The organism is Amycolatopsis sp. DG1A-15b (genome assembly GCF_030285645.1).
Lineage (GTDB): Bacteria > Actinomycetota > Actinomycetes > Mycobacteriales > Pseudonocardiaceae > Amycolatopsis.
In genome coordinates, this window is sequence record NZ_CP127296.1 from 4,054,693 (window position 1) to 4,071,517 (window position 16,825).

The following is a 16,825-nucleotide window of genomic DNA, read 5'->3' on the forward strand; positions in this document are numbered from 1 at the left end:
TCGTCGTGAACGCCTTCAACCGCCTGGCGATCACCACTGGGCCAACCTGATGCTCCACCAGTTCCGGAAGCTGCCGCGGTGCTATGTCCGCTGGTGCGCTACCGGGCAGCGCGAGCTCGGCACTTCGAGCCAGCCGGCGACCTCCTCGGTGACGACCTGGCGGACCATCGCCGCGACCACCCCGTCGAACGCCTTGCCCGGCACCATTTCCTCGTACAGGCGCAGGAGGTTGCGGGGCAGCTCGATCCCCTCGGCCGACGGGCCGTAGGTCCCCTCGACGAGCTCCGCGTTCAGTTCCCGGGCAGCCGTCAGCGTTTCGGGCATGGCCTCGGCCGGGATGCCGAGCATCGCGCCGGTCACCCGCCAGATGTAGTAGTAGTCCTCGGCCTCGCGCTTGGTCACCGAGATCCCGATCCGGCGCATCCCGTCGGTGACCTGCACCGAAAAGATCAGCAGCGCACCGAGCATGTCCTGCTGGCACAACGGGACGCCGTCCGCCTCGAGGTCCCATTCACCGGAGCGGGTGATGAAGTACCGCACCGCGGCGTGGATCAGCCGGGTCTTCTGGATGGTGGGCGCGAAGCTGCCGCCCGAGCCGAACGGATCCGGGCCCATCAGGTGCAACACGAACTGCGAGGTCTCCGACAACCGCCGATGCGGCTGGTTCAGCCGATGCGTCAGCGACAGGACCCGGCATCGTCCACGAAGAACTCGTACGCATCCGCGACCCGGCCCAGATCCGCCCAGCCCGGCGGGACGGCCGTGTCGATCAGATAACGCCGCACCGACTCCGGCAAATCCTCCGGAATGGGCTGATCGTTGTCCCGGAACTGGGCCAGAACCTCGTTCACCACGCCCGCCCGATCGAGCTTTCCGACACCGGGTCAGCCTCATCGAAAGCCGAATTCGGCGCTAGCGCCGTTCGGGCACGGCCACGCCTCGATCTGGTGGAAACGTGATCACTGCCCGTGACCCCGGGCGGCTACGAGCTGCGTCACCGGTCCAGGGGGCCGAGGAGCCAGCTGCCCGCCGAGCCGGGAGCCTCGTCGAAGTAGTAGGCGCGGATGGCCGCCAGCAGGTCGCCGGTCGTGATGTACCCGTCGCCGTCGCGGTCCAGGTGGTGGAACGCCGCCCGGGCGTCGGCCTCGGGCAGGCCCATCAGCGCACCGGTCCAGCGCACCTCGTCGTCCTCGGTCAGCCGGCCGTCGTGGTCGGCGTCGGCGATGTCCATGATGGCGGCGAGGAAGGGCTGGTAGCCGGAGTCGAACGCAGCCGGTGTCTCCAGCATCCCGGCGGCGAACGCGGCCTTGTACTCCGCCTCGCCAATCCGCTCGTCACCGTCGACGTCCGCGACTTTCACCAGGTGGTCCCACACTCCGAGGCACAGCGTGGTCATCCGCTGCTGCACCGGGGAGTCCGTGGCATGCCCGAATTCCGCTCCGAGCTGCGCAGCCGCGCTGACGAAGTCGTTCCGGTCGACGAAGCCGTCGCCGTCGCGGTCATAGTGCGGAAGCGACGGGACAGCTTTCGGTCCAGGAACTCCGAAACGTGCACGAGCAGCCTTTCTCTCATCGGTCGGCCCCACGGGCCCAGCACAGACGCAGTTACGCCGTCCACTGCCTGTCCGTCTTGACGTTCGCGCCCGCCGTCATCCACGTTCCTCCGCTGCCGAGTGCCGACCACCAGAGCCGACCCGAACATTCGCAGCGCCGGCTGAGTGCCGCAATGCCCGGGCCGGGTGATTCCCGCATCCCGCCACCGCTGGTCAGATTCGGCAGGACGCCACAGCCGCTATGAGAGCAGGCCTACTGCGCCGCCCGGGCGTGGTCGAACGGGGTCAGCCCGAGGCCCGGAGTTCGGGCCGGGAGACCGGGAGGGGAGTGGGTGCCCGGCCGGTCAGCCGGCGATCTTGCCGAACAGGTGCGCAGCGGGGGCGTCCGGGTTGTCACCGTAGAAGAACTCCTCCAGCGCCTGGTGGAACTCCGCGCGATCCAGCTCGCCAGAGCCGTCCACGTCCAACGCGGCGAAGACCGCCGAACAGTCCTCAGTGGACACGTTGCCCGCCAGGCCGAAGATCTCCCCGAACTCCGCCTGGTCGACCCGGTCGTCGCCGTCGAGGTCGATCAGGTCGAAGTAGCAGTCGGCCACCGGGCCGACCTGCTGCGGGTACAGGGCGGGATCGGTCAGCGCCCGCCGGAACCCCTCGGTCATCTCCCGCAGATCGACTTTGCCGTCGCCGTCCTGGTCCATCGGCGCGATCACGTTGGCCCAGAACGCGTCCAGTCCTTCGGTCAGCCGGCGGGCGGTCACGGCCTCGGGCGCGGCACCCCGGGCCGCGATGTAGCGCTCGCCCATCAACCGGACGTCCTGACGGGTGATCACCCCATCGCCGTCGATGTCCGCGCCCTTGAACCACTGGCGGTACTTGAGATCCCGAATTTCGGTCATGGGCCCGCAACGTATGCACGCCCTTACGTGATGTCCAGCAGCGTCCCCCAAGGAGGGAATCGGATCATTCGTTCGGGTGACTACCGGGTGCCAGGCCCGGTGGCGCGAAGGCGAGCACATCGGGCAGGGGGCCGTCGTAGCGCTCGACGTCGACCAGCGCGCTGAGAGCACTCGGTCCTTGGGACAGGCGCGAGCACGGCCGGTCCGCAGTGAGAACGTTCGGGTTGCCGTGGCGGTCCAGTGTTCCGTGCTGCCCCGGCTGAACCGGATCCCACCACGCTCCCGTCGACAGTTGCACGACGCCCGGCATGACGTCGTCCGACAGGACCGCGCCCGCGAGACAGCTGCCGCGGTCGTTGTGGACGCGCACGATCATGCCGCTCTCGATGCCGCGTGAAGCGGCGTCCGACCGGTTGATCGTCACCGGCTCCCGGCCACGGATCTTCGAGCCGAGGCTGTGGCCGCCGTTGTCGTATTGGCTGTGCAGGCGTGAGGCGGGCTGGTTCGAGATCAGGTGCAGCGGGAACCGGTCCGACAGATCGGCACGCAGCCACTCCGCCGGCTCGAACCACTTCGGGTGCCCGGCGCAGTCGTCGTAACCGAACGAGTCGATCTCCTCGGAGAAGATCTCGATCCGGCCCGACGGCGTCGTCAGGGGGAACCGCTGCGGGTCCGAGCGGAGGGCTTCGAAACTGCCGGGATAGGGGCCGGTCGACGCCGGCAGCTCAGCGCCGGAACTCTCCCAGAACTCGTCGAAGGCCGGCAAGGCGGCATCGCCGCCGAGCTTGTCCCTCGTCTGCTCGTAAAGGTGCCGGACCCATTCGATCTCCGAACGCGACTCCGTGAATTCCCGCTCGAATCCGAGCCGGGAAGCCAGGGCAGCGAAAATCTCGTGATCGGTACGCGACTCACCCGCCGGCTCCCGGACTTTCGGCATCGCGACGAGGTGGGGATCGGAGAACCCGGCGGCGAAGTCGTCCCGCTCCAGGCTGGTGGCGACGGGCAGGACGATGTCGGCGAACTTCGCCGACGTGTTCCACCAGGCTTCGTGCACCACCACGGTGTCCGGCAGCTGCCAGGCGCGGGCCAGCCGATGGAGGTCCTGGTGGTGGTGGAACGGGTTCCCGCCGCACCAGTAGATCAGGCGGAGCTCGGGCAAGGTGAGGCGCCGGCCGTCGTAGTCGATTACCTCGCCCGGACGCAGCAGGGTATCGGCGATCCTCGCGACCGGGATGAAGTCCGGGACCGGGTTGGCCACCTCCGGTACCGACGCCACGAAGGCGCGGTCCGGGGCCACGCCCGTCGCGTCCATCGTCGCGTAACCCGTGCCCCAGCCGCACCCGGGCCGCCCCATCGAACCCGCCATGGCGGCCAGCACGACCGACATCCAGACCGGTTGTTCGCCGTGGTCTCCCCGCTGCACCGCGTAGTTGACCATGACGAGGGAACGCCGGCTGGTGAGGCGGCGAGCGAGGTCGACGAGAGCGGCACGATCGATGCCCGTGATCTCCGCCGCCCAGGCGGCGTCCTTCGGAACGCCGTCGAGCTCGCCGAGCAGGTAAGCGGCGAAGCGGTCGAACCCGGCGCAGCACCGGCGCAGGAAGTCCTCGTCGTGCCACCCGTTGACCAGCATCGTGTGGGCGATGCCGAGCATCGCGGCGGTGTCGGTGTTGGGGACGACGGGCAGCCACTCGGCGTCGAGGAAGCCGGCGACGTCGCTGCGGATGGGGCTGATGTTCACGAACCGCACCCCGGCCGCACGGCACCGGCGTTGCAGCTCCTGCGTCCGGTGCTTGACCAGCCCGCCGGGGTTGATCTGGCTGTTCTTGAGGGCGAGTCCGCCGAATGCCACGACCAGCTCGCAGTTCGCGGCTATTTCGTCCCACATCGGCATCCGGCTCTGGTAGCTCCACGGGTGACCGCCGATCACGTGCGGGAGGATGACCTCCAGAGCCGCGGTGCTGTAGGTGTTGCGGGAGTCGGTGTAGCCCCCGCCCAACGCCAGGAACCGGTGGAGCTGCCCCTGCGCGTTGTGGAACCTGCCCGCACTCGCCCAACCGTAGGACCCGCCGAAGACCGCGCTGTCCCCGTACCGGGCACGAACTCGACGCAGTTCCTCGCTCACCAGGGTGATCGCCTGGTCCCAGCTCACCTCCACGAAGGCGTCCGTGCCTCTGGCTGCGCCGTGGGATCGGGGATCGCCGTTCAGCCAGCCCTTGCGCACGGCGGGGCGCAGCACGCGAGCGCGGTCGTCGGCGGCAGTCACCATTCCGGGGCCGATGGGCGACGGCGCGGGGTCATCGTGCCTCGGCTCGATGCGCACCAACCGGCCGGAATCGACGACGGCGACGAAACTACCCCAGTGCGTCGCCACCGGCACGCGTCGCTCCATCACGCATCAACTCCACCTCTGAGGTGCCCTGGTGTGACGTGGCTCTCACGGTACCCGGTCGGGGCGAGACGGACGTCGACCTTCGCTCCCCGGCACCCAGACCGCGCAACCACAGCCCACCGACAGCACCCTGCGTGTCAGGCCGAAGGGGTCGTACTGGTGGTCGACGAGCTGCAGTGGGCGAACCGGCCGACGGTCGGCGGTCGGCCGGTTCACATATCCTCCTCGCGAGTTGAGGTGCGCCCGGGCTCGGGGAACGACACACCCTGGCCCCGACCGCTCTCTCCTGCCGTCTGAAACTTCTCGGCCGAAGTCAGTTGGCGATGCCGACGGTGTGCCCGACGGTTTCCGGCTGCTCGACGACGCGCAGCAGACAGGCCGCGACGTCGGCGCGGGCGACGTACCGGCCGCCGGGGAGGTTGCGGTCGAGTGCGGTGCGGTAGCGGCCGGTCGGCGGTTTGCCGGTGAGCTGCACCGGCCGGACCGCGGTCCAGTCCAGCCCGCTGTCGCGCAGGGTGTCCTCCATCAGGGCCAGGTCGCTGTACTGCGGGCGCAGGGCGGCCTTGAGGATCGGGTACAACACGGCGCCGAGGAAGAACCGGTCCCCGGGGTCACGCCGGGGCGGGTGGGGCCGCCCCGGCGCGGGAACCGTGCCCACCGGGGCCGCACTGACCACGACGAGGCGGCGGACCCCGGCCTCACGCATCGCCCGGATGATCTTCGTGGTGGCCTGGGACGCGACTCCGGCGGTGGCGTTGCTCGCCGGGCCCACTGCGGACACGACCGCGTCCGCACCGCTGACGGCGCCGGCGAGGATCGCCGGGGCAACGGTGAGCAGGTCGGCCGACACGACCCGCCCGGGGTGCCCGGCTACCTTCGCCGGGTCGCGGACCACCGCGGTGACGTCGTGTCCAGCGGCGGTGGCCTGCTCGAGCAGCAGACGTCCGATGCCGCCACTCGCACCGAAAACAGTGAGCTTCACAGCCGATCCCCCGCCGTCGAAAGGTTCCGCGGTGACCTCCGCAGCAGGTCCCGCCAGTCCGCGGGCCAGTTCGCCAGGCCGATGGCCGCCATGATCACCAGGTGGGTGGGTGCCGCGACACTCTGGTAGAGCTCGTCGTGGTTGACGATGTGGGTGGTGACCGCAGCGGTGAGCAGCAGGACCAGGGTCGCCGCGGCGAGGAATCGTGGCCTGCGGCCGGGAACGACGAGCAGTACCGCGCAGACCAGTTCGATCGCGCCGACGACGAACCGGAACCAGGACGGGTAGCCCCAGTCGGTGAACTTGACGGAGTAGGCCGGTCCGGTGAAAGTGGGGCCGGGCCAGAACTTGGTCACGGCGCCCAGGGCGAATTCGGCGGCGAGGAACCAGTAGAACGCGGTGCGCAGCCGTTGTGGCCACACTCGGGTGGGCATGGGTTCTTCCTTTCTCGATGGGAACGGGCGGGTGAGGCCCTTGGCGCGATTCGCCGGCTACCGCCACTGCTCGGCGGGCGAGACACCGGCGAGCGGCTTGCCGATGAGGGCCAGGGAGATGAAGAAGCCGACCTGGCCGATCGCCATGGTCAGGGTGGCGAGCGCCTTGTCGTCGTAGTGGGTCGCCGCCCGGGCGTACAGCTCGTCGGGCACGCGTTCGCCGTGGGGGCTGGGGGTGAGGACGGCTTCCACGAGCGCCAGCGCGATTCGTTCGGCTTCGGTGAAGCAGGTTGCGTCCTGCCAGGAAGCCACGGCGGTGAGGCGCTCGTCGGTTTCCCCGGCCTTGCGGAGGTTGCCGGTGTGCAGGACGGTCAGGTAGCTGTTCCCGACGATCTGACCGGCGCGCAGCTGCACCAGGCCGATGGTGGTCCGCGGGATCGAGCCGTTCCCGGTGACCTTGAACAGGGCCGCGCCGACCTCTGCCAGTTCGGGGACGAGCTTGGCGGGGTCGGGAAGTCGCGACTGGTGGCTGGTCATGGTGCTGGTGTCCTTTCCGGACCTCGGGGTGGTCACTGCTCTGACGGATGGCGGGTCGTGGAGGTAACCGGTTCCGGCGACCGGTTCGCAGGGCTGTCCGGGTTCGCCGGACGACTCGGGTGTGGCCGGAGGAGGAGCAGGGCGGCGATGATGGTCCCGGCTGCGCGGCGGTGGCGGTGGCCGCGACGCTCGCCAGGATCGCCAGTCCCAGCAGGACGGCCAGTGGGTTCTGGTCCAGGGTGAGCAGGCTGAACCAGCCCATGGCCACGGCGGAGACGATCAGGCCGGCCGCCAGGGTGTTCCGGGCGGAGGTGCGTGCCTGCAGCCAGGGGCCGGCCACGCCGGAGCCGAGGCCGATGCCGATCGCGCCGTGCACACCCAGCGCCTTGGTGCGTCGCGGCGGCGAGGAGGAACGCCACCAGTCCCGCCCGGAACACCCTGCGGCGGCCGAACAGGTCGCCGGCCCGGCCGCCGGCCAGCAGCAGCCCGCCGAACGCCGGCGCGTAGGCGGTCAGGACCCGGTTCAGGTCGGTCTCGGCGATGTCCAGTCCCGTCGCGATGGCGGGCAGCCCGACGGTCACGATGGTGCCGTCCATCACGATCAGCAGCTGCGCGGCGGCGATCACCCGCAACGCCAGGCCACCCCGGGAGGACCGGGGCCTCGGTCTGCGAAGTCACGCCGGCTCCTCAGGAGACCGTGGCCGCGCGGTGGACCGCGGCGGCCAGCCGGTCGTGTTCGGGATACGACCAGTCGAAGGCGAAGCGGCGGCGGGCGTAGCCGAAGGCGAAGCCGCTGACCGGGTCGGCGAACGCTTCCGAGCCCGCGGATCCGTTGTGGCCGAAGGCGTTCGCGCTCAGGAACGGGTAGCGCGCACCCTTGGCCTGGAACCCCAGGGCGTACTGGCCGGCCTCGCCGGTGACCAGGTCGCGACCGGTGGAGTGGAGCATGGCGAACTCGCTCAGAGTGCCGCGTTCGAGCAGCGGGGCCCGTCCGTCCAGGCCGAAGGCCAGGGCGGCGTACATCCCGGCCAGCCCCCGGGCGTTGCCCACCCCACCGGCCGAGGCCTGGCCGAGCGCGCGCACCCGCCGGGTGTTGAGGAACGCCACCTGGTCGAGGGGCGGGGTGGAGTTGAGGCCGTAGCCGATCCCGGTGAGGCTGTGCGGTCCCGGGACGTTCGCCCAGAACGCCGCGAGCTGGTCCGGGTCGGCCTGCCCCGGCAGCACCTCCCGGTACCGGGCCTCCAGCGTCTCCGGCAGCCCCAGGTACAGGTCCAGCCCATGAGGCGCGCGCACCCGCTGTTCGAAGTGCTCCCCCAGCGACCGGCCCGTGACCCTGCGGACCACCTCGCCCACCATCGCGAACGTCACGAACCCGCCGTAGCCGTAGGCCGAACCCGGCCGCCAGTACGGCCGCTGCCCGGCCAGCCTCCGCGCGATCAGCTGGTCGTCGGCGAGTTCGGCGGCGCTGAACCCGCCGTCGACACCGATCACGCCGGAACGGTGGGTGAGCAGATCCCGCACGGTGATCCGGTCCTTGCCCGCCGCCGCGAACTCCGGCCAGTAGCCGGCGACCGGACGGTCCAGCTCCAGGACGCCGTCCTGCACCAGCAGGGCCACCACCAGGGTCGCGGCACCCTTGGTCGAGGAGTAGACCCCGGTCAGGGTGTCACCGGTCACCTCGTCGCCTGCCCAGAGGTCGACCACCAGACGGCCGTGCGCATACACCGCCAGCTGCGCGCCGGCCTCCTCGGCGACCGCAGCCGCGAATTCCTCGCGCACCCCCTCGAAACCGCTGGTCACCGTGCCGTGAACGTCGATGTCGCTCATTGTCCGAGCCGCTCCGATCATCGTGTTGCCGATTCGTCGGAGGCATGACGCACGGGCCGCCGGGAATGTGACCACCCGTCGGCCGTCACACCGTGGAAGCTCCGTTCGTCATGCCTCCGACCGTCAACACGAAGGACGACCATGAACGAGCACGACTTCCTGGCCCGCCGGTTCGAAGAACACCGCACGCACCTGAAATCGGTGGCCTACCAGATGCTGGGCTCCCTGACCGAGGCCGACGACGCGATCCAAGAGGCCTGGCTCAAGCTTGCGCGCGCCGGATCCGGGGAGATCGACAACCTCGGCGGCTGGCTCACCACGGTCGTCGGCCGGGTCTGCCTGGACATGCTGCGTTCACGTCGGCTGCGCCGCGAGGACCCCCTGGAAGCCCGCCTGCCGGACCCGATCGTCGACAGCGACGACCGCACCGACCCCGAACACCAGGCGCTGATCGCCGACTCGGTGGGACTGGCTCTGCTGGTGGTGCTGGAATCGCTGAATCCGGCCGAGCGGCTGGCCTTCGTCCTGCACGACATGTTCGGCATGCCGTTCGAGGAGATCGCCCCGATCACGGACCGCACACCGGTCGCGGCCAGGAAACTCGCCAGCCGCGCCCGCCGGCGCGTCCAGGGCGCGACCGCGGTCCCCGACCCCGACCCGGCGGCCCACCGCCGGGTCGTCGACGCCTTCCTGACCGCCGCCCGCGACGGCGACCTCACCGCGCTGCTGGCCATCCTCGCCCCCGGCGTCACGGTGCGCGCGGACGGCGGAAAGGCGTTCCCCGGCGGCATGCGAATCCTGTCCGGCGCCGAAACCGTGGCCGGACAGCTCGCCACCTTCCACCGCATGGCCACCATCTCGACCACCAGCCCCGCCCTCGTCAACGGCACGGCCGGGCTGATCAACACCATCGACGACGAGCTCATCTCCATCATGAGCTTCACCATCGCCCACGAGAGGATCGTCGCGATCGACATCCTTTCCGACCCCGACCGGCTGGCCGCCTACCGGCGGAACTGACGCGTTCGCCGCGAGCGCGTCAGCCCACTGATGCGCCGGCGATACGAACGAGGGCCGGCACGACGGGGCGTTCGGCATCGACACCGTACGCCGTCTCGTAGACGGCTTTCGAACGTGCAGCAGCCATAGGACGAAGCTGGCGATCGTGGCGGTGGTGCCGTTGCTGACCAGCACCGACGCCAGCGGACACCCCGACTACCTCGCACCGTCACCGAATAGGGCGTTATACGTTGCGAGCTCGACGACATTTCAGCTGCGCTGATTGTCAGGCCGGGTCGAGCAGCAGCGGGCGTAACCCCGTGTCGAGTACGTCCCCGGTGAGACTGCGGGCCACGACGGTGCCCGGGGCGTCCTTGGCGATACCGGGACAGCTCTTCTCGGGGGACTCCGTCCCGGGGAGGGTGACGACCTTGATCTCCCGGCCGGTTCGGGCCTCGCGGACCGTGACCCGGTACGTGGCCTCGCGCAACGACCACGTGCGGCTGCGGCCCCCCCCCCCCCCCCCGGTCGAACTGGCACGTGACCTTGCCCGAGCGCTTGCCCAGCACTGGGACGACACACGCGAGCAGCTGTACCAGATTACGGTCGAAGTCGAGCACGATTGCGGGCGGAAGCAGGTGGGTCTCCGCGCCCACGACCGGCGAGTGCTGCATCTGATCGTTGGCCGGGGTCATCTCGTTCACGTCGATGTAGTGCGGGCCCGGTCCGGCATACGGGGCGCTCGTAGGGTTGTAGACCTGGGACGCCGGCTGTGCACAGGCGGCCTCGTTGACCGGGTAAGAGTCTTTGAACGACAACGTCTTCGGCGGGACGTATGGCGTTGTGGTCCCCGCGGCGGTGGTTGTCGTTACGGCGGACGGCGGGATGGCCGTACTCGGCCGGGTCACCGCTGTCGTCGCCCGTGGTGGCTCCTGACCGGTCCCGCAACCGGAAAGCGCGACCAGCACGACCAGCACGACCGCGAGCGGGAAAACACGGGCGTGAACACGCATCATCGTTCCCCTTGTTGTTTGCATAAAACTCGCCGGAACATCAACGTATCCGGGTATTCCGGGGACCGGTCCCCGGAATACCCGGAGCTGCCCGCCAGGCCAGAGCAGGCGGTCGGCCTCGCAGGATCTTGGGTGGCTTGCGACGACTCGGCCTTTTTGTCTCGGCGATGTCCCCGTCGTTCTACTTCCGCACCAACATCTTCCTGACCCCTTGCGGGATCCTCAGCCGGCGCTACCTGCGGTGGGCGAAGGAGGTGACCGCGGGCCGCATCGTGTTCTCGACCGAATACCCCTTCGTCCCCCCGCCCCGGCGCCGATGACCCGGTCTTGGGTGCGGTGTACTCGAAAGTGCGGTCCAGTCAGCGCACCCGGCCACCATGCAACAAGCACCCGCGGCGGGGTTCTGGCGTATTCCGGCCCACTCTGGGGCCCCGACAGCGGCTCAACCCAGGTGAGCCCGGCCCAGCGGCAGCAACAACTCGATGAGCTCACCGAACACGTACGCCGCTTCGCCAAGCGACTCAGGTGTGCGTGAACCTCACGACGGCCTTCGCTCCTTCGAGCGCGACCACCTCGAACGATAGCTTGTCAATGGTGGACGCCCCGCCCTGGTTCGGGGTCTGCCCCGTGGCTGACACGACCATCCCGGATGGCGAAATGGACTGGAAGTCGACGCCGGCGGGCGAGACTGCGGTGATGTCCAGCGAACTCATCCCGAGGCCCTTGGCGAGGCGGATGGTCACCGGCCCGGTCACCAGGATTTCGCAGTCGCCGTCGGCGCAGGCGCGCAGGTTGGTCCCGTCCGCCGCCGCGGGGAACGGCTTGGGCGCCGCACTGGTCGTGGGGGCGGCGCTACTCGATGCCGCGCTCGCGCTGGTGCTTGCCGGGACCGGAGACGACGGCGGCGTGGCCGACGGGGCGGTTGTCGAGCCGCCACACGCGGTGGTGGCCCCGGCCACCACCAGAGCCGTGAGGACCGTCCTGACCATCATGTGTCGCATGCGGGGACGCTAAGCCGATCGGCAAGGGACCGGTCCCGGAACGACCGTGGGAGCCATCGCCAAGGCACGAAGCGTTGACTTCGTTCCTGTGCCACCCCGACGCGCCACGATCGGACAGTAGGTACTGCCTGCCCCGATCGTCGCCGAAGCCCTCGGCTACCACTCCGACACGACCACTTGACGGGACTCCACATCGAGCCGGGCCCGGAGCATGAGCGGGGCGACGGCGGAAGCGCCGACGTAGACGGCATCCGGCGGGTCCAGCGCTTGTAGCAGCTGCGCCCTGAGTTCAACCCGTGGCTCGCTAGTGCCGCACGTGTTTGTGCTCGGCGTTCGTCCACAGCGCCAGCGGGGCCGGTTCCAGCGCGGCACGGGTCGGCCATTGATGCGCTTTATACAGCCCTCGATGACGCATCGCGACTGCGCTGATCCGATGAACGGCTCGGAGCACGCCGTCATGACCTGACGGCCGCGGCATCCGTCCAACGTGATCCCAGCGCCGCCCCACACCCGCTCGACGAGCCGCTCGATCGACACCGCCCGGCCGTGCTCCACGCGCAGTGCGGCGAGCACGCACAGCTGCTTGGGGTGGCCCAAGTCAACCGATGCGCCGTCGACGCAGGCGCCCACTTCGCCCAGCAAACGCAGCACCGCGCCATCCCTCCCCGAACCGGCACCACAGCCAGAATACGGTCACCGGCTGACGTATCGCGTCAGCATCGCGACCAGCTCGGCTTCGAGCCGCCGGACGTCGATCGGGTCGGGCTTGGCCAACAGGTCAACACTTACGCTCGTCGGCGTACTCTTCGGCGCGTTCAGCTTTCGTGCCGGCCAGTCGGCGGCACTTCGACCAGCAAGGCGCCGCTGACCAAAGTTCGCCGAATCCTCGATCGGGTGAAATTGGCGCAGATCCAGGTTCGGAAGCCCGACGGACCGGCTCATCCTGGTTCCTCGACGATGTCGGCTACTCCAATCGGGTCCTCTCCCGCGCGCGGCCTCAACCTCGCTCCGGTTCGGGCGTGAAGACGACGGCAGGACCCACTATCGAGGGAAGAACCATGATGTCGAAGGCACGGAAAACCGCGATCGGCGCCGTTCTGGCCGCGGCGGGGCTCATCGCGGCCCCGGCCGCCCAGGCGGCGACCGCGAGCCCGGCGGCGAGCTCAGCCTGTCCGAGCTACTACTTCTGCTTCTACTTCAACAGCAGCTACGGAGGCGCCCACGCCGACTACCTGCTCTCCGACGGCAACCTCGGCGACGAGCTGTTCAACAAGGCCGGCACCACCACCAAGGGCTTGGGCGTCCAGGTGAAGAACAACGCCGCGTCGGCGCACAACAACTGGGCCTTCCCCGCGACGGTCTTCTACAACAGCGGCTGCAACGGCAGCGTCGCCTCGCAGACGTTCGGCGCGTACTCCTCCGGAAACTTCAACTCCACCATGAAGAACCAGAACGCGAGCTTCAGGTGGGTGGGGAGTACCGGCGGCGGGTTCGACTGCGCGAACCGCGATCAGTTCTAGCCGCACGGATCGGGGCCACGCCGGAGAGGCGCGGCCCCGGTCGCGACCAGGAGGTCCAGCCGTGGCCACACTCCACCGCTTGGCCGCGTTCGGCGCGGTGCTGGCGGTCGTCGCCGCCTGCTCGGCGGCGCCCGCCGCGACGACCGGCTTCGGGGCGGCCGATCTCGCCGCCGCGCTCGGAAAGGTCCCCCGCGACCTGTCGATCGTGCACGGCCTCGACCTCCCGCTCGACCTGTCGCAGCTCACGCCCGTCGAGGAGCTGGAAGTCGTCAAGGCACGCAACACAGTGATGGAACGCTGCCTCGACGCTCGCGGGCTCACGTTCACCTTCCCGCCGGTCGATCCCGTGCGGGACGCCGCCAAGGCGAGGCGACACGGTCTGGTCGACGCGGCCGAGGCGGCGGCGTACGGCTACCGCGACCCGGCCGTGTTCACCCCACGCGCCGCCGGCGTGCAGGAACAGCCCCCGCCGGACGTCGTCGCGATGATCACCGGCAGGAGCGACCGTCGCGACGTCCCGTCCGGCGGCTGTGCGGGCGAGGCGGACCGGGCCCTCGCACCCGATGCGAAGCCCGGGCAGGAACCGGTGAGTTTCGGGTTGAGTCAGCAGAGTTACGAGATCACCCGAACCACCCCGCCGGTCACCGCAGCTGCGGCGGCGTGGTCGCGGTGCATGGCCGAGGCCGGTTTCCGGTACCGCGACCCGCAAGCCGCGATCGGCGACCCCGCGTTCGGAGCCGGCCGTGCGTCGGCACACGAGATAGCCGTCGCCACCCGGGATGTGCGGTGCAAGGAACGGACCGATTGGGTCCGGACGTGGGTCGCGGTCGAGCGGGTGGTGCAGGAAGCGCTTATGGCCCACCACGCTGCCGACCTGGCACGCGAGCAGCAGCACAAGGAATCGCAACTGGCCGCGACCCGCAAGATCATCGGGTGAGGGCGCTTCGGGCGGCGGCGCGGCATCCCGCCGCACTCCGGCTCGCCGACAATGCCGATCGGGGTTCCGTTGTCGCACGTGCACGCACTCGTCGCCCCGCATCGGCGCACCCTCATCCTTTATGGACGTTCTCAGTGCCCTCGGCTTCCGACATCCGGCTAACTGTTACATTACCGACGGGGCCTGTCACTTGGACGGCGGAGAGGGAGTTCCGGTGGGTTTCGAGGTCGACGTCGCGGACATCAACGCCGCGGCGGCCAAGCTCAGTGCGGGGACGTCGCCGACGCTGTCCATCGGCGGATCGCCGAACGTCGGGAGCACAGCGCGCGCCGCCGGCTTCGCCGCGGACTACGACGTCTGGCTGGCGACGCGCAAGGACGACCTGGACGCCGCGCAGCAGCAGGTCGACAACCTGGTCGAAAGCATCCAGACGGCCGCGAAGAGCTATCACAGCACCGATTCCGGGGCCCGCGACGCCTTCCTGAAAGCGCTGGACAGCAGCTTCGAGAGGATTGACCGGTGACGGCGGTGTTCGACAAGATCTACGCGCTCGCCGACCAGGTGGAGAAGGGCAGCACCACCGAACTGGACGACCGCGCCCGGGCCTGCCGGGCCACCAAGGAAACCATCACCGACACCAAAGCCCTGCTGGAGAGCGTGCGCGTCCAGCTGAGCGAGGCTTGGCAGGGCGGGGCCGGCGAAGCGGCGCTCACATCGCTGGAAGCGTTCAAGAAGAACCGCGACGACCAGGCGCAGGATCTCGAGGACTCGGCCAAGTCGTTCGAGACGATCCGGGACGCGCTGGCGAAGGCCCAGCAGGAAGCCCGGAACACGCGCGCGGACGCCCAGAGCCTCCAGAAGAAGCTCGACCACGGCTGGCACGGCTTCGGGATCCGCCAAGTCGACCTCGCCGTCGCCTGGGCGCAGGACAAGGCCGTCAAGGCTCGGGCCCTCGTCCTGCTGGCCGACCTGGAACGGGTGACCACCACCTACGACGCGATCCTGCTCATCGAGGGCCAGAAGCTGCGGTTCAAGACCGGTCAGGTGTGGGAGCTCGCGGGCTCCGGCGCCCGGAACGTGCCTTCGACGACGACGCCGTCGACGACCTCCGGGCCGGTCCAGCCCTTCGGGGTACGGAGCACGATGGCCGGCCAGCGGACCGCCCGGAACGGCTCGGCCGTTCCCGTGCGGGCCTGCCGCTGGTGGTCGCGGATCCGGTCGTGGGCGGCGGCGAGGGCCTCGTGGAGGTCCGTGAACACGGCGGCGGGGTCGTCCCCGGAGACGAGGACCGGGTCCCAGCCCTGCGCCGTCAGCAACCCGAGCACGTCGGTGTCGTCGGCCCGGCCGAGCACGGTGGGTCCGGCGATCTTGTACCCGTTGAGGTGCAGGATCGGCAGCACGGCGCCGTCGCGGCGGGCGTTGAGGAAGGCGGGGATCTTCCAGGACGCCGCCAGCGGGCCGGTCTCCGCCTCACCGTCCCCGACCACGCAGGCCACGATCAGGTCCGGGTGGTCGAACGCGGCGCCGGCGGCGTGGGCCAGGGAGTAGCCGGGTTCGCCGCCCTCGTGGATGCTGCCGGGCGTCTGGACGCCGACGTGGCTCGGCACGCCCCCGGGCGTGGAGAACTGCCGCACCAGCCGGGTCAGCCCGGCGACGTCCGAGGAGACGGCGGGGTACGCCTCGCCGTAGGTGCCTTCGAGGTAGGCGTTCGCGAGCAGGGCCGGTCCGCCGTGGCCGGGACCGGCGACGTAGACGCAGTCGGCGCCGGTCTCGCGGATGAGCCGGTTGAGCAGGGCGTAGATCATCGACAGCCCCGGGCTGGTACCCCAGTGCCCGAGCAGGCGCGGCTTGATGTCCTCCACCGAGAGGGGCTCGCGCAGCAGCGGGTTGTCCTGCAGGTAGATCTGGGCGACGGTCAGGTAGTTCGCCGCCGCCCACCACCTCAGGTCCAGGTCCCGGTCGTGCTCCTCGTACGGCGAAGTCGTGGGCGTGGTGCCGGTCAGGGTCGTGGACTGCTGCATCGCCGTGGCCTTCCGCCAGGTGGATCGGGCCGGCCGGTCAGCCGGTCGTGCTCGTACTGGTCACGCGGACCGCGGTCACCCCGGGCACCGCCTGCGCCAGCACGGTCGCGACGTGCCGGTCGGTCTCGTCGTCGAACGCGTCCACGACTTCGACCGCACCGTCGTGCACCTCGACGGTCCACCGCGTCGGCCCGCCGTAGATCGCCAGTTGATGGCGGACGTCGGCCGAGATGACTTCGTCGTCGCGGGCGAGCGCCTGGACGAGGTCGCGCCGGGTGACGATGCCGACGACGTGGGCGCCGTCGACGATCGGCATGCTGCGGATCCGGTCCTCGAGCAGAACCCGCACGAGGTCGACCACGTCGGTGCCCGCGCCCGTCCCGACGGCCGGAGTGGTCATCACCCCGCCCACGGTCCCCGGCGGCGGGAGGGCCGGCGGCTCGTCCGGGCCGTCGCCGTCGCGGTACCGGGCGTCGCGCGGGAACCGATCCCGCACGAGGTCCGCCTCGGTCACCACGCCGATGAGCCGGCCGCCTTCGTCGAGGACCGGGAGCGCGCTGAAGCCGTGGGCGGACAACAGGTTCGCGGCGTACTTCACCGTCATGTCCGGGGTCACCGAGACGACAGGGCTGCTCATGATGTCGCGTGCTTGCATCGAAGTCCTCTTTCGTCGGTTCTGACGCTAGGCCCGCACCTGCCGAGCGCGCTGCGGTC

Annotated in this window: 21 protein-coding genes and 1 pseudogene; 5 read left to right on the forward strand and 17 right to left on the reverse strand. The window is 69.9% G+C overall.

Annotated features, from left to right (window positions below; translation table 11 throughout):
* Nucleotides 1–81: 81 nt before the first annotated feature.
* From QRY02_RS18475 to QRY02_RS18520, 10 genes are all read right to left on the reverse strand, one after another.
* Nucleotides 82–648 carry an oxygenase MpaB family protein gene (locus tag QRY02_RS18475; RefSeq protein ID WP_285992775.1) on the reverse strand — a complete coding sequence of 189 codons (567 nt, stop codon included), beginning with the start codon at nucleotides 646–648 and terminating at the stop codon, nucleotides 82–84.
* Nucleotides 649–677: 29 nt separating this feature from the next.
* Complete coding sequence (locus tag QRY02_RS18480; protein WP_285992776.1) at nucleotides 678–851, reverse strand: hypothetical protein; 174 nt, start codon at nucleotides 849–851, stop codon at nucleotides 678–680.
* Nucleotides 852–994: 143 nt separating this feature from the next.
* A complete protein-coding gene (locus QRY02_RS18485) occupies nucleotides 995–1,408 on the reverse strand; it encodes an EF-hand domain-containing protein (RefSeq protein WP_285992777.1) in 414 nt (137 codons plus the stop codon).
* 488 nt (nucleotides 1,409–1,896) lie between these two features.
* Nucleotides 1,897–2,448: an EF-hand domain-containing protein gene (locus QRY02_RS18490; RefSeq protein WP_285992778.1), complete on the reverse strand. Its 552-nt coding sequence runs from the start codon at nucleotides 2,446–2,448 to the stop codon at nucleotides 1,897–1,899.
* Between the two features lie 64 nt (nucleotides 2,449–2,512).
* Complete coding sequence (locus tag QRY02_RS18495; protein WP_285993862.1) at nucleotides 2,513–4,840, reverse strand: molybdopterin-dependent oxidoreductase; 2,328 nt, start codon at nucleotides 4,838–4,840, stop codon at nucleotides 2,513–2,515.
* A gap of 313 nt (nucleotides 4,841–5,153) precedes the next feature.
* Complete coding sequence (locus QRY02_RS18500) at nucleotides 5,154–5,822, reverse strand: NAD(P)-dependent oxidoreductase (RefSeq protein ID WP_285992779.1); 669 nt, start codon at nucleotides 5,820–5,822, stop codon at nucleotides 5,154–5,156.
* On the reverse strand, nucleotides 5,819–6,256 hold the full coding sequence (locus QRY02_RS18505) for a DoxX family protein (RefSeq protein ID WP_285992780.1): 438 nt from the start codon (nucleotides 6,254–6,256) through the stop codon (nucleotides 5,819–5,821). The genes QRY02_RS18500 and QRY02_RS18505 overlap by 4 nt, the downstream gene beginning before the upstream one ends.
* Nucleotides 6,257–6,313: 57 nt before the next feature.
* Nucleotides 6,314–6,793, reverse strand: a complete 480-nt coding sequence (locus QRY02_RS18510; protein ID WP_285992781.1) for a carboxymuconolactone decarboxylase family protein — start codon at nucleotides 6,791–6,793, stop codon at nucleotides 6,314–6,316.
* A gap of 32 nt (nucleotides 6,794–6,825) precedes the next feature.
* On the reverse strand, nucleotides 6,826–7,425 hold the full coding sequence (locus QRY02_RS18515) for an MFS transporter (protein WP_353069261.1): 600 nt from the start codon (nucleotides 7,423–7,425) through the stop codon (nucleotides 6,826–6,828).
* A 55-nt stretch (nucleotides 7,426–7,480) separates the two neighbouring features.
* The gene (locus QRY02_RS18520) at nucleotides 7,481–8,620 is read right to left on the reverse strand and encodes a serine hydrolase domain-containing protein (RefSeq protein ID WP_285992782.1); all 1,140 of its coding nucleotides are present in this window, start codon (nucleotides 8,618–8,620) and stop codon (nucleotides 7,481–7,483) included.
* A 141-nt stretch (nucleotides 8,621–8,761) separates the two neighbouring features.
* Here QRY02_RS18520 and QRY02_RS18525 point away from each other — a divergent pair, with 141 nt between their 5' ends.
* The gene (locus QRY02_RS18525; protein WP_285992783.1) at nucleotides 8,762–9,640 is read left to right on the forward strand and encodes a sigma-70 family RNA polymerase sigma factor; all 879 of its coding nucleotides are present in this window, start codon (nucleotides 8,762–8,764) and stop codon (nucleotides 9,638–9,640) included.
* Nucleotides 9,641–9,905: 265 nt separating this feature from the next.
* On the opposite strand, the gene QRY02_RS18530 is transcribed toward QRY02_RS18525, so the two are convergent.
* The gene (locus tag QRY02_RS18530; RefSeq protein ID WP_285992784.1) at nucleotides 9,906–10,109 is read right to left on the reverse strand and encodes a hypothetical protein; all 204 of its coding nucleotides are present in this window, start codon (nucleotides 10,107–10,109) and stop codon (nucleotides 9,906–9,908) included.
* Between the two features lie 690 nt (nucleotides 10,110–10,799).
* On the opposite strand from QRY02_RS18530, the gene QRY02_RS18535 reads away from it, so the two are divergent.
* Nucleotides 10,800–10,952, forward strand: a complete 153-nt coding sequence (locus QRY02_RS18535; protein ID WP_285992785.1) for a hypothetical protein — start codon at nucleotides 10,800–10,802, stop codon at nucleotides 10,950–10,952.
* Between the two features lie 201 nt (nucleotides 10,953–11,153).
* Here the strand turns inward: QRY02_RS18535 and QRY02_RS18540 are convergent, their stop codons facing one another.
* The 3 genes from QRY02_RS18540 to QRY02_RS18550 all read right to left on the reverse strand — a co-directional run bounded on the left by QRY02_RS18540 (nucleotide 11,154) and on the right by QRY02_RS18550 (nucleotide 12,575).
* Entirely contained in the window at nucleotides 11,154–11,633 is a 480-nt protein-coding gene (locus QRY02_RS18540) for a hypothetical protein (RefSeq protein WP_285992786.1), read from the reverse strand.
* Between the two features lie 156 nt (nucleotides 11,634–11,789).
* Nucleotides 11,790–12,284 (reverse strand): AfsR/SARP family transcriptional regulator, encoded by a 495-nt coding sequence (locus QRY02_RS18545; protein ID WP_285992787.1) that lies wholly within the window; start codon nucleotides 12,282–12,284, stop codon nucleotides 11,790–11,792.
* Nucleotides 12,285–12,326: 42 nt separating this feature from the next.
* On the reverse strand, nucleotides 12,327–12,575 hold the full coding sequence (locus QRY02_RS18550) for a hypothetical protein (protein ID WP_285992788.1): 249 nt from the start codon (nucleotides 12,573–12,575) through the stop codon (nucleotides 12,327–12,329).
* A gap of 116 nt (nucleotides 12,576–12,691) precedes the next feature.
* On the opposite strand from QRY02_RS18550, the gene QRY02_RS18555 reads away from it, so the two are divergent.
* From QRY02_RS18555 to QRY02_RS18565, 3 genes are all read left to right on the forward strand, one after another.
* Nucleotides 12,692–13,153, forward strand: a complete 462-nt coding sequence (locus QRY02_RS18555) for a peptidase inhibitor family I36 protein (protein WP_285992789.1) — start codon at nucleotides 12,692–12,694, stop codon at nucleotides 13,151–13,153.
* Nucleotides 13,154–13,214: 61 nt separating this feature from the next.
* A complete protein-coding gene (locus tag QRY02_RS18560; RefSeq protein ID WP_285992790.1) occupies nucleotides 13,215–14,090 on the forward strand; it encodes a hypothetical protein in 876 nt (291 codons plus the stop codon).
* Nucleotides 14,091–14,304: 214 nt separating this feature from the next.
* Nucleotides 14,305–14,613 (forward strand): hypothetical protein, encoded by a 309-nt coding sequence (locus QRY02_RS18565; protein ID WP_285992791.1) that lies wholly within the window; start codon nucleotides 14,305–14,307, stop codon nucleotides 14,611–14,613.
* Here the strand turns inward: QRY02_RS18565 and QRY02_RS18570 are convergent.
* From QRY02_RS18570 to QRY02_RS18580, 3 genes and pseudogenes are all read right to left on the reverse strand, one after another.
* Complete coding sequence (locus QRY02_RS18570; protein WP_285992792.1) at nucleotides 14,538–14,990, reverse strand: hypothetical protein; 453 nt, start codon at nucleotides 14,988–14,990, stop codon at nucleotides 14,538–14,540. The genes QRY02_RS18565 and QRY02_RS18570 overlap by 76 nt on opposite strands.
* 167 nt (nucleotides 14,991–15,157) lie before the next feature.
* A pseudogene (locus QRY02_RS18575) lies at nucleotides 15,158–16,111 on the reverse strand (phosphoketolase family protein); the annotation flags it as partial.
* Nucleotides 16,112–16,148: 37 nt separating this feature from the next.
* Nucleotides 16,149–16,766 carry a CBS domain-containing protein gene (locus QRY02_RS18580; RefSeq protein ID WP_285992793.1) on the reverse strand — a complete coding sequence of 206 codons (618 nt, stop codon included), beginning with the start codon at nucleotides 16,764–16,766 and terminating at the stop codon, nucleotides 16,149–16,151.
* Nucleotides 16,767–16,825 lie beyond the last annotated feature (59 nt).